Origin of the sequence: Streptomyces sp. NBC_01431, from assembly GCF_036231355.1 — a bacterium.
Classification (GTDB): Bacteria; Actinomycetota; Actinomycetes; order Streptomycetales; family Streptomycetaceae; genus Streptomyces.
Genome location: NZ_CP109496.1, coordinates 7,560,644 through 7,572,481, shown reverse-complemented (window position 1 = coordinate 7,572,481; position 11,838 = coordinate 7,560,644). Strand labels below are relative to the sequence as shown.

The window sequence follows — 11,838 nt, the reverse complement described above, 5'->3', positions numbered from 1 at the left end:
TCACGCCTCCTCTTCTGCGGTCGAAGGTGCTCGCTGGGGGATCCAGGCCAGGGCCAGGGCGCTGCCGACGGCGGTGAGCAGGAAGCCGAGGAGGAGACCACCGAGGTTGGCGGCGACCAGGCTGACCAGGGAGAGCACGGCGGCCAGGGCGCCGGAGAAGTAGCGCAGGGCCGGGTTGCGCCATGTCGTCACACCGGCGACGACGAACAGCGTGCCGAGGGTCCACGAGGCGGCGCCCGCGGTGCCGGCGAACCTGAGAAAGCCCAGTCCCACCCAGGAGACGCAGATCAACTCAACTCCGCCGAGGCCCAACAGCAGGCCCGCCGCGAACGGGCGGCTTCGACGCCACCGCCGCCAGTCGGGTCGCCTCGCCGTAATCATCGGATGGCCCCGGGCTCGCAGCCGTCCGCTCCCCGACGCAACTCGATGACGACTCCCCGGGCCGTGATCGTCCCGGCGGTGAAGGAATGAGGCTGTGTGGTCACCGAGGTGCCGCTGACTTTCCGCGCGCCGACGGTGAACAGGCCCGTGGGCTCCTGCAAGGACACCTGCGGGGTGCTGAACTGGGGGCCGGAGAGCGTCACCGAGCGGGCCGTGGCCTTGCCCGCCTCCACCGCCAGGCCGGTGGCGGTCGCCCGCTCGATGCGTACGACGGCCGTCACCGCTCCGATGACCGGAAGGTGAGCGGTGGAAGTGACGCAGGAGTCCTCCACCGTGGCCTGCTCCATCCGCACGGCCAGCGCCGGCAACAGTCCGCCACGGCCCGAAACGGACGGGGAGGCCGATACCCCCGAGGCGGACACCCGCGCGGCATGGACCGTAACCGGAACCTCCCCCGCGAACGCCACGGAGACGACCCCCGCGGCGCTCCCGGCCAGCAGGGCGGAGGCACCCACGAGCAGGGGAGCCAGCGCCAGAGCGAACCGCCATCGGCCAGTCCGCCCGCCGTAAGTCCTCACAGGGACGTCTTCATCGATCACGACCAGCCCAACGACCGTCCCGGACCGAAGTACCGCCAAGCCCACGATCGGCTGATACGACACCGCGATCGGTTGCCTCACCGGGTACGACCACCCGGGGTGGCATTCACCCACCGGCCTCGCTGAAGGTGCGAGCGGGTATCCAAGTGGGCTGCGAACAGCGGCAGTTGTCGGTTGTCGACCCCGCGCCCGAGCATGCGGCGCCGCGGCCTTCGGCGCGTTCGTGAGCTTCAGGGGGCGGAGTCGGTCGTCAGTTGCGGGGGTGGCATGTCATGGGCAGCGGGCCGGGCGAGATCACGATGCGGGCGCGCGGCCGGTAGCGGTGTCCCGGTACGGCGCGCAGCTGCCAGCGGGCGGTGATGGTGGCCACGGAGGTGAGGATCTGATTCATCGTCAGCACGTCGCCGATGCACTTGCGCACCCCCGCGCCGAAGGCGATGTCGGAGCACCGTGCCAGGCTCCTCGCGCGGTCGGGCAGCCAGCGGTCGGGGTCGAAACGCAGCGGGTCCGGGTGGACGGCGGGATTGCGGTGCACCGCGTAGGTGCAGTAGGCGAGTTCAGTGCCGGCCGGGAGCTCCGCCGTGCCGAGGCGTACAGGGACAAGGGCGCGCCGGCCCAGCATCCAGGGAGCGGGGTGCAGACGCAGGGTCTCCTTGACGACCCGCCGGGTGTAGTCGAGCGCGGGCAGGTCCTCGGCCTGCACGTCCCGCCCGCCAAGGACGGAGCCGATCTCCTCGTACACCCGCTGTTCGACGTCGGGATGAAGCGCCAACTCGTGGAAAACGTGAGGCAGTACGTCCTTCAGGCCGTGGGTCGCGGCCCAGAGCAGGAACAGCGTGTCGGCGATGATCTGCTGGTCGTCGAGCGGCTCGTCCGTGTCGGCGTAGCGGGCCCGCAGGAGCTGGGAGACGACGTCGTCGCCGGCCACACCCCGGCTGCGGTGGTGGGCAACGGAGGCCGTGACGGCAGTGCGCAAGCCGGACAGCGCCCGCAGGAACTTTCCAGTGCCCGGCACGTGCCTGAGGTGGGCGAGCCCTGGGAGGGCGAGGCGCCAGTACATGCCGGGGGTGGTCTGGGAGCTCAGCGCCGCGAGTTCGGCGTTCACCTGGTCGAGGGCCGGTGTGTCACCGCATACGGCGCGGGCGTTGACGCTGTAGGCGAGGCGCGCCATCTCCTGGTCCACGCGGATGGTTGCGCCGGGGGCCCAGTCGGCGGTGGCCTCTTGCGCGGCCTGCCGGACCGCCGGTGTCCGGGCGGCGATCCGGGAGGGGTGGAATGCCGGTTGCACGACACGACGGTGCCGCAGGTGCGATGCGAAGAGTGTCAATCCGTCGAAGCTCATGTCCATCACCAGGCCGACGCCGAACTGAGAGCCAATTCCGGCGGTGATCCGTGCTTGGGAATAGCTGCGGGCGTCGGTCACCAGGACCTGGTGAAGGAGTTCTGGCGAGTTGACCAGATAGACGTCGGGCGTGAAGGCAGGGCCCCGCATCCGCACCAGCGGCCCCAGTTCGTTGAGCGACGTCATGAACCCGAGCGGGTCACGCACGAGTTGCGGGCCGTGCCCGAGCAGGGGCAGGGCTCTGGGAGCGGTCGGGACGGCGGTGGGCACGGAAGCAGCCACGGGCCCTCTCTGAATCGGATCATGCGCACATGCTGTTATGGATAATGCGCTGACCGTAGCGGAAGGTGGGGTGGGTGGTTTTGCACGAGGTGCTCGTCGTGGGCTCCGGGTTCGGCGGAAGTGTCGCGGCGCTGCGGCTGGCGGAGAAGGGCTACCGCGTCACGGTCGCGGAGGCCGGGCGGCGATGGCGGCCGGAGGACTTCGCCACCTCTCCTTGGCAGGCGCACCGTCTGCTGTGGGCGCCGTGGCTCGGCTGGCGCGGCATTGCTCGCCTGCGGGTACGGCGTCGGCTGACGGCACTGACGGGCATCGGAGTTGGCGGCGGGTCCCTCGTCTACGCGGGGGTGCACTACCGGCCCGACGCGACCGTATTCCGTGCCCCCGGCTGGGATCCGGCCCTGGACTGGGAAGGCGAACTCGCCCCCCAATTCGCGCTGGCGGAACGGATGTTGGGCACCACGCCCGTCCCCCGGCAGGCGGCAGGGGACGCCGCCCTGCGTCGAGCGGCCGACGCGCTCGGGGTGCCCGGCAGCGTCCAAGCCACCCGGGTCGGCATCCACTTCGGTCCGCCCGGCCGTGCGGTGCCGGACCCCTTCTTCGACGGCCGGGGCCCGGACCGCGCCGGCTGCTCGGAGTGCGGCCGGTGCACCCTCGGCTGCCGCGTCGGCGCGAAGAACTCCCTCGACCACAACTACCTGCACCTCGCCGAACGGGCCGGAGCCGATATCCGGCCCCTGACCGAGGTCCGGACACTGCGACCACAGCCGGACGGCACCTGGCGCGTGCACACGCGCCACGACACCGGTATCGCTCGGCGCCACGCAGTGCTGTCGGCGCGTCAGGTCGTTCTCGCGGCCGGGGCCTGGGGCACCGCGGAACTCCTGCACCGCTCCCGGCCCTACCTGCCCAAGCTGTCACCCGCACTGGGGACGCACACACGAACCAACCGCGAAGTGTTCGCCACCGTGTCCGCGAAAGGCTTCGACGTCGGGCCCGGCGTCGCGATCAGCTCCGGGCTGCGACCGCGCCCGGACCTCCTGGTCCAGCTGTGCCGACTCGGGCCGGGCTCCCACCCGGCCGCACTGCTCGCGCGGACAGCCCGCCTCTCCTGGCGGGACTTCGGCCGTCGTAGCGCCGTGCTCTTCGCCATGGAGCAGGGCGACTCCCACCTGACCAGCCGCTACCGGCTCGGAAGGCTGACCCTGCACCCCGGAAGCCCGCAGCCGGAACCCGTACGACTGGCCACCGCAGAGGAGGTTGCGCACCACTACGCCCGGCACATCGGAGGTCGGGCCGCTCTGCTGTGGAACACCGCACTGGGGCTGCCGGTCACCGCCCACCTGCTGGGTGGCTGCCCGATCGGCAGCGACCCCGCCACAAGCGTCGCCGACCTGTACCACCGCGTTCACGGCTACCCCACCCTGCACATCACCGACGCCTCCGCCGTACCCGGCAACCTCGGCGTCAATCCCGCACTCACCCTGACCGCGCTGGCCGAACGAGCCTGCGCCGCCTGGCCCGCTGCCGGCCACCCCGACCAGCGCCCCGCCCAGGGCGAGCCGTACCAGCGTGTACCGCTCCCGAACGGGGAAGACACCCTGTGACCCACCCTCTTTTCGACCGCCTGGCCACCATCCGTGCCGTTCTCCGCATCGCCCCTCATGTGCTGCCGCGCTGCGACCTTTTCATCCACCGACTGACCCGGGGCCGGCTGCTGCCAAGCAGACTCGTCCTGGACACGATCGTGCTGGGCACCACCGGTCACCGCAGTGGAATCCCACGCGCCACCCCACTGGCCGCGCATCGGGCCGCGGACGGAACCTGGCTGGTGGTGGGCAGCAACTTCGGCCGGTCCCACCACCCGGCCTGGAGCAGCAACCTCCTGCACCGCCCCCATGCCACGGTCATGGCCCAAGGATTTTCCTGGCAGGTCAGGGCTCGCCAACTCACCGTCCACGAAAAGGAACAGCAGCGGGACCGCATCCTGCTGGCCATCCCTTTCTACGACACCTACGCCGCCCGCACCGGCCGGGACATCCGCGTCTTCTGCCTCACCCCGGTCACCGCCCTACCCGCCGACCGCGCCGCCCAGGCGTGAGCACGGACCCGGCAGAGGACAGACGCTCGTCCGGGTGACCACGGTGGCACAGCCTGCCGCCGCCGAAGCGATCACGATGTGCCCCGGGGCACCATCGACCACCGTCCGGCACAGGGTCACAACGACCGCTGTCGCCCTGTGCGGTTAGCCACGTCTGTGACAGAACAGAAAGGCCTCATGGGACGCGCGGTCGCTCAACCGGCTTCCGGTGCGAGGCCGTGTTCGTTGTCGGCGTGCAGCGCTGGGTCGGGCAAGACGGTGTCGCGGTCTTCGTGTTCTCTCAAAGCAGGCGGCCCGGATCGCGCTTCGTACTGGTCCAGGAGACTCGCGATCTCGGCTGCCGGCTGGCCTGTATGCAGGCTGACCAAATCGGCGATCAGGTCGTTCAGGGGTGGCCAGAGCATCATGCCGTGGTCGTTGTAGAGGCTGACGAGGCCGTGCAAGGCGGTCCAGAGCATGAGACCGGCCTGTGCCTGTCGTTCCGCCGTGGGCTGCTTTCGCTCCGGGGCGGCGGCGGCCGCGAGGGAGGCCACGACGGCGTCGAGCGGTTCGGCGCCGGCGCCGTGGGCTGAACCGGGGACGAGGTCGGCGGGCATGCGGCCGCCGAACAGGGTGCGGTAGTGGCCGGGTTGGTCGACGCCCCAGTGCACGTAGGCGGCGCAGCGGGCGGTGAGGTCGGCCAGGGGGGTGGGGCCGGCGGCTTGTGCGGCTTCGTCCATCAGCCGGGTCAGTTCCTGGTAACGCAGCCGTAGTACGTGCTGAATCAACGCGCCCAGGTCGGTGAAGTGGCTGTAGATGCTGGCCGGTGCCACTCCGACCTCGCGTGCGACCTGCCGGAGGGTGAGCGTCTCGGGCTGGTCGAGAGTCGCCAGCAGCTTTGCTGCCGCGTCCACGAGCTGGGCTTTGAGTACCTGCCCCTGCCCCCGCGGATTGCGGCGGCGAGGAGCGGGTCGCTCCTGAGACGACACCTTCGCCCCCCTTCCTACCAAGGTCAGCAGTAAGACAACACGCGTTCACCTTACCGGGATCCTGACCTTGACGCCGCTAACCAACGGTTGTTTACTCACATCACCAACAGTTGTTCAGTTAGAGGATGAGGGATCATGCGTATCGCGATACTCGGAGCATCGGGCCGCACCGGCGGCACACTCGTCGGCCAGGCGCTGGAGCGCGGCCACGAGGTCGTGGCCCTCGTCCGCACGCCGACCAAGATGGCCGCGGGCGGCTCCCGGCAGGTGGAGGTCCGACACGCAGACGTCACCGTCGCGAGCGGCTTTCCCGCCCTGATTGGCGTGGACGTGGTGGTCTCGGCCATCGGCATCAGCAAGGGGGACGCCCCGGGCGCAGTGGTCGCCGGGGCCCGGCGGTTGGCCGCGGCGAACGTCCGCACGGTGTGGCTGGGGGCACTGGGGTCGGGTGTCTCCAGCCGATCGGGCGGATTGATCTACGCAGGGGTGATGCGGATGTTCGTCGGATCGGAACTGGCGGAGAAGTCCGAGGCCGACGAGATCGCACTGAAGGCCGGCGCGACGGTCTTCCACGCCCCGGACGTCACCGATGGCCCCCTCAGCTCCACCCGCAGCGTCGTGCCCCTGGCGGAACTGCGGCGCCCGCTGCTGCCACCCCGGATCTCCCGGATCACGCTGGCATCGCTGCTGCTGGACGAGGCGGAGACGGGCAGGCACGGAAACGGCATCGTCGTCCCCCTCAGCTGACCACCGCCCCAACAGCCCCAGCGCCCAGGGACGCCGGGCCGGGGACGAGTACGACCGCAGCGGGCGCGGATGTCCGTGGCGGTCGGAGCGCACGGCGGTCAAAACGCACGCGTGACGGAGAAGCCAACGGCCTCCGGCGTGCACCCGCACCACGCCCGGCCGAGGCTTCGCCGTCGGCCGTCGTGAACACCCCTGTCAGTCGCCTGAGCGGTCGGACACCGCCGGACGCAATATGCACTGGAGGAACATCGTGAGCAACTTCGCCGGAAAGGCCGGACTCGTGACGGGGGCCGGCAGCGGAATCGGCCGAGCGGCGGCGATCGAGCTGGCCCGCCAGGGCGCCGACGTCACCGTCACCGACATCGACGAGGCCAGTGCGGCCGTGACCGCCGAGATGATCAGGAAGGGCGGCGGGGAGGCATTGGTGCTGCGCGTCGACATCGTCGACGAGGACGCGGTGCGCACGGCCGTGGAGCGCACGGTGGAGACGTACGGCGGTCTCGACTTCGCCGTGAACAACGCCGGCCTGGACTCCCACCACCAGCAGCTGGACCGGATGAGTCTGGAAGAGTTCGAGCGGGTGGCCCACGTCAATATGGGCGGGACCTTCCTGTGCATGAAGTACGAACTGCCCGCCCTGGAAAGCCGCGGAGGCGGCGCGATCGTCAACGTCGCGTCCAACGGCGGTCTGTACGCCATCCCCACCGCCCCCGCCTATGTCGCCGCCAAGCACGGCGTGGTCGGCCTCACCAAGACCGCCGCGGTGGATTACGCACCGCGTGGTGTTCGCGTCAACGCGGTCTGCCCCGGCCCGACCCGCACGCCCGGGTTCGAGCGGGTGGCGGCCGGAACCGACCTGATCGCGATGCAGGAGGCGATCACCCCGCTGGGCCGGATGGCCACGCCGGAGGAGGCGGCCGCGGCCACGGTCTGGCTCTGTTCGGACGCCGCCTCGTACATCACAGGGATCGCGCTCTCGGTGGACGGCGGACGACGGGCGTAAGCGGCGGCTTCGGGAGGCGCTCGTCCCTGCCTTCCCCCGGGCAGTCACGCATCCATGCACCATGCCGGGCCGCCGCGGCGCCGGACCACCAGGGAGTGCGGTGTGGCTAACTGATCATCAGGTCAGCGAGCGGGGGTATTGGCCCGAATGAGCGCAATTTGTGACGTGTTGCGCATGTTCTTCGTTCCGGAGAGCGCCCGGTGGCCCAGGGTCGGACGGGGCGCGGCCGCGGGTGCGGTGCACCGCAAGGCGCCGGAGCGTCGTGACAGCGGAACTCTCAGGGCGCTCCGGCAACGTTGCGAGGCACCTTGCCAGCCGTTGCGACCCAGGCCATGACCCGCCGAACACCCCTAGTAGGGGCGGCAGGTATCCCACTCAGCGCGCCTGTCATCCTCGCTGATCCACCGAATGGGAGCACAACCGTGATCAAGCAGCTTATCGCCGGGGCGGCTTTCGCCACTGCCGCAACGATGGCCATCGCCGTGCCCGCCTCGGCACAAACCACGGGGCCCGAGGTCAAGACCACTTTCGTCAACGCGCACGACAGCATCCGCCTCGCCCGTATCGCCCAGGGCCCCACCGCGAGCGGCACCGGTGCCACCGACTTCGGAACCCGTAACGGTGACACCGCCATCGCGGGCGACTCCGGCGGCATCCTCAACACCTACGGCGCCCCGCTCATCAACATCGACGGACGCTGCCTGATTCCGATGCCCGAGGGCGAGGGCATCGGCGGACACCTGCTCGGCGGCCCCAAGGCCGCGTGCAACGTCGCACCCGTCAACCAGTACCAGGGCCCGCAGCGGCTCCTCTGACGCCGGCCCGGTAGCCCCGAGTCGTGCAAGCCGCGTGCACGACTGGGGCTGTGGGCAGCAGCCCGAGCGGGTGGGCATGCGGGCATGGGCACGCCAAGTATTCGGGAAACACTGACATCCTGCGCGGTCCAGGAACCTGAAAGTGCCGAACTCCGTGAGCCCAAAGTCCTGGAGACCGCAGGCACCTCAGCGGGTGGTACGGCCCGCTACGGGATGCTGCCGCACAAGTGCGACGGCCGCTCAGAACGCCGCGGCCGACCGCGAGCTGGTGTCGACAGATTCGCCGACTGCTCGCAGAGCAGGCGCGAAACCCCGCGCCCCCACGCAGCACCCGCCGGGCGTACCGCGGCAAAGGGACACCGCCCGGTATCTGATCGGCGACGGGCTCGTTGAACAACCCGCCTCCCCCTCAGTAGGCGCACCTCGTCAGGGCTCCGCACAGCGGGGCCCTGACGCGTTCCCGCCCCTGCCCTCAATTCCATGAGTTCTGGCTCGGTTGACCTCTCGCTCGATGCGGAGACCAGGACGTCGGCCGCGCCCCGGCACGAACCGCGCTCGATCGGCTATGGGGCAGTGGCTCGCGCCACCGCACCGGCCTCAACGCCTGTTGGAGAAGGAGGGCGCCAATGGGCCGGACTTCTTCATGAAGCCCTCCCGATCCGGCGTTGCGCCGTACCGGGGTGACTACGCGGAACCGGCCCGCGCTGAGCACGGCGACGACTCCTTCATGGCTCTCAGGCGCGAAAAGGGCCGAGAACGTGGTCGTTGCCAGGCACGTCATGCTCGTGCACATTTGGCCCGCGGATGGGGTGCCGGGCCAGGGCGGCCGCCCTCGAACCCGGCCCCCATCCTCGTCGTCGCCAGCGGTGCAGGATTCAGCACCCGAGGCTTCATCACACGTAGCGCTCGATCAGTGAGCTTCTTCAACTTGGTCACCCGAGCGTGGCGATCTACGCCTCTGACCTGCTTGTTCGTCAGATCGCATCACCCGATCGATGGCCATTCTGAAGAAGCTCAGTGATGACCGCTGCTGACCCGCTCCTTGTGTTCCTCAGCAGTCACCTTCGGGATCTGGCCCTCCTCACCGAAGTAGGCCCTTGAGAGCCTGACACGCAGCTTCTCGATCCACTTGACCTTTCGCTGAACACCGCTTTCATCGGTCGTCGGCGGCATCTCGCGGGGAAGGTATTGCTCGTGCGCGGTGAGCGTGAACAGCTGTTCCCGCGAAAGGGGCTCGTGAAGCTCGACGTATTCGCCGTGCGACAGGCGCTTGATAACGCCGCTCTCGCGGCCGTGTTCCACTTTTTCCCTGTCGCGGCGCTGGAGTCCGAGACAGATCCTCTTGGTGATGACGAATACGACGACCGGCACCACGAAGAAACCGACCCGAGCGGCCCAGGTGATCACGTCGATCGACAGTTGGAAGTGCGTGGCCAACAGGTCGTTGCCGCCGCCGAGCAGCAGGAGCACATACACGGCGGTCCAGGCAGCGCCGAACGCGGTACGCACCGGGTTGTTGCGGGGGCGTTCGGTGATGTGGTGTTCACGATCGTCGCCGGTGATCCAGGCCTCCAAGAACGGATACAGCCACAGGATCAGGAGGACGGTCGGGAAGACGACCAGGGGGATGAACACTCCGAGCTGGAGAGTGTGACCCAGGAAATTGATCTCCCAGCCGGGCATGAGGCGGATCAGACCTTCGGAGTAGCCCATGTACCAGTCGGGTTGGGCGTTGGTCGTCACCTGATCGGGCCGGTAGGGGCCGTAACTCCAGATCGGGTTGATCTGGGCGATGGCCCCCATTGCAGCCAGGACGCCGAAGACGAGGAAGAAGAAACCGCCTGCCTTGGCCATGTAGACCGGCAGCAGAGGCATTCCAACGACGTTCTTGTTGGACCTGCCTGGGCCCAAGCTCTGAGTGTGCTTGTGGTAGAAGACCAGCATCAGGTGGGCCACGAGCAGACCCAGCATGATGCCTGGGATCAGCAGCACGTGGATGGTGAACAGCCGCGCGATCAATTCCACGCCGGGGAACTCTCCACCGAAGAAGAAGAAGGAAATGTACGTGCCGACGATCGGCACGGAGAGCATCGCCCCCTCCATGAAGCGGACTCCGGTGCCGGACAGCAAGTCGTCCGGGAGCGAATAGCCCATGAAGCCGTCGAACATTCCGAGAATCAGCAGCCCGGCACCAAAGAGCCAGTTGATCTCTCGGGGCTTACGGAACGCGCCGGTGAAGAAGACTCGCATCATATGCACGAGCATGGATGCGATGAATACGATGGCTGCCCAGTGGTGGATTTGCCGGAGCAGCAAGCCACCGCGTAGCGCGAAGCTGATGTTCATGGTCGACTCGAAAGCTTGACTCATGCGGACGCCGATCAACGGAACATACGATCCGTCGTAAACGACCTCAGCCATGCTGGGCTTGAACCAGAACGTCAGATAGACACCAGTCAGAATGATGACGAGGAAGGAGTAGAGCGCCACCTCCCCGAGCATGTAAGACCAATGATCGGGGAAGATCTTCCTGAGATTCGGCTTGGCGATCGCGAACAAGCCGAGGCGACCGTCCGCCCAGGTCGCGAGCTTCTCCCCGCTGGAAGTCGGCCCTGCACGATGACCGGAAGAAGGGGTGTGGTGCGCAGAGGTCATGCGTCGTGCTCCCGGAGGTTGGGGCCGCCTTCTCCGGCGACCGCGCCACACTTGTGTCCTGCGGGCTGTGGCCCGTGTTCCATCGCTTCTTCCTGGCTACTTGCTGTGTGCTGGCACGGACTTAACCCTCTCTGGCGAGCGGACGCGTGCCGAACTGCTGCACCGGCATACGGCCGTCCCGGCCCTGCGGGGCACTGAGACTGAATGAGCATCGATCAGTGGAGGCATCAGAAAACAACGCCACTCCGAGAAGGGTCGGTCTGTCTGCCGTGACCGAAAGCAACGTATGGCTGGTCAAGGAACCGATCTCCTCGTCCGATGAGCATGTGTGCCCACCCTCACTCCGCTGCGCCACGACAATAAACTTCCCGTTCTGCCAACGTAGCCCCATATCGCACCCATTCGCGCGAGAGCGGGGCGCTTGGCCGGAGTTTTTCACTCGGACGAGGTGAAAGAGTGGCGATATGAATGTAGTGCCGGTCTTGGGTTGTGGAGAACGGCGGCTATTCACCCATGGGCGCATGCGCATGATTGGAGCAGGTGGGTGAATCGGCAGGTGCTGACGCGGAGGCGCCGAACGCGACTTGTCCGCCGCATTTGCCGTACTCTCACAGCGGGGCGGACCGAGTTTGCCGGACTGTCGGCATCGGCCTTTGGGGCTCCGGGCCGATCCGACGGCCACGAAGGCGACCGGATGACGACGGAGTTGAGGACCACCGAGGCAACCGTCTTCGAAACCGCCATCGAGATCGACACTCGGGACCACACGCGACACCGTCAGGCCGGGCGAACCGGGACGGTCCACAGGATCACCAGGTGCCTGGCGAGCGAAACGTCCTCGATGAAGACCAGCACCTGGAAACGCATCTGCGATCGCACGCCTCTCCTTCGCCAATGGGGCTGGCTGGGGGCGACAGTGGACCGGATCCCGTGGCCTGCCAAGAACCT

10 protein-coding genes are annotated in these 11,838 nt (G+C 68.3%); 5 read left to right on the top strand and 5 right to left on the bottom strand.

Annotated elements, in window-relative coordinates; translation table 11 throughout:
- From OG522_RS34515 to OG522_RS34505, 3 genes are all read right to left on the bottom strand, one after another.
- The gene (locus tag OG522_RS34515; protein ID WP_329466977.1) at positions 1 to 381 is read right to left on the bottom strand and encodes a DUF6114 domain-containing protein; all 381 of its coding nucleotides are present in this window, start codon (positions 379 to 381) and stop codon (positions 1 to 3) included.
- Positions 378 to 896: a DUF6230 family protein gene (locus tag OG522_RS34510; protein ID WP_329466976.1), complete on the bottom strand. Its 519-nt coding sequence runs from the start codon at positions 894 to 896 to the stop codon at positions 378 to 380. Before OG522_RS34510 ends, OG522_RS34515 begins: the two co-directional genes overlap by 4 nt.
- A gap of 334 nt (positions 897 to 1,230) precedes the next feature.
- On the bottom strand, positions 1,231 to 2,604 hold the full coding sequence (locus tag OG522_RS34505) for a cytochrome P450 (protein WP_329466975.1): 1,374 nt from the start codon (positions 2,602 to 2,604) through the stop codon (positions 1,231 to 1,233).
- Between the two features lie 74 nt (positions 2,605 to 2,678).
- Between OG522_RS34505 and OG522_RS34500 the strand changes: the two genes are divergently transcribed.
- Entirely contained in the window at positions 2,679 to 4,208 is a 1,530-nt protein-coding gene (locus OG522_RS34500) for a GMC family oxidoreductase (RefSeq protein ID WP_329466974.1), read from the top strand.
- Entirely contained in the window at positions 4,205 to 4,702 is a 498-nt protein-coding gene (locus tag OG522_RS34495; protein WP_329466973.1) for a nitroreductase/quinone reductase family protein, read from the top strand. The genes OG522_RS34500 and OG522_RS34495 overlap by 4 nt, the downstream gene beginning before the upstream one ends.
- Before the next feature lie 194 nt (positions 4,703 to 4,896).
- Here OG522_RS34495 and OG522_RS34490 read toward each other — a convergent pair whose 3' ends face one another.
- The gene (locus OG522_RS34490; protein WP_329466972.1) at positions 4,897 to 5,595 is read right to left on the bottom strand and encodes a TetR/AcrR family transcriptional regulator; all 699 of its coding nucleotides are present in this window, start codon (positions 5,593 to 5,595) and stop codon (positions 4,897 to 4,899) included.
- 210 nt (positions 5,596 to 5,805) lie between these two features.
- On the opposite strand from OG522_RS34490, the gene OG522_RS34485 reads away from it, so the two are divergent.
- The 3 genes from OG522_RS34485 to OG522_RS34475 all read left to right on the top strand — a co-directional run bounded on the left by OG522_RS34485 (position 5,806) and on the right by OG522_RS34475 (position 8,235).
- On the top strand, positions 5,806 to 6,417 hold the full coding sequence (locus OG522_RS34485; protein ID WP_329466971.1) for an NAD(P)-dependent oxidoreductase: 612 nt from the start codon (positions 5,806 to 5,808) through the stop codon (positions 6,415 to 6,417).
- A 232-nt stretch (positions 6,418 to 6,649) separates the two neighbouring features.
- Positions 6,650 to 7,420, top strand: a complete 771-nt coding sequence (locus tag OG522_RS34480; protein WP_329466970.1) for an SDR family NAD(P)-dependent oxidoreductase — start codon at positions 6,650 to 6,652, stop codon at positions 7,418 to 7,420.
- Positions 7,421 to 7,842: 422 nt separating this feature from the next.
- Positions 7,843 to 8,235 (top strand): hypothetical protein, encoded by a 393-nt coding sequence (locus OG522_RS34475; RefSeq protein WP_329466969.1) that lies wholly within the window; start codon positions 7,843 to 7,845, stop codon positions 8,233 to 8,235.
- Between the two features lie 1,014 nt (positions 8,236 to 9,249).
- Here the strand turns inward: OG522_RS34475 and qcrB are convergent.
- Entirely contained in the window at positions 9,250 to 10,890 is a 1,641-nt protein-coding gene (qcrB, locus tag OG522_RS34470; RefSeq protein ID WP_329466968.1) for a cytochrome bc1 complex cytochrome b subunit, read from the bottom strand.
- Positions 10,891 to 11,838: the final 948 nt, after the last annotated feature.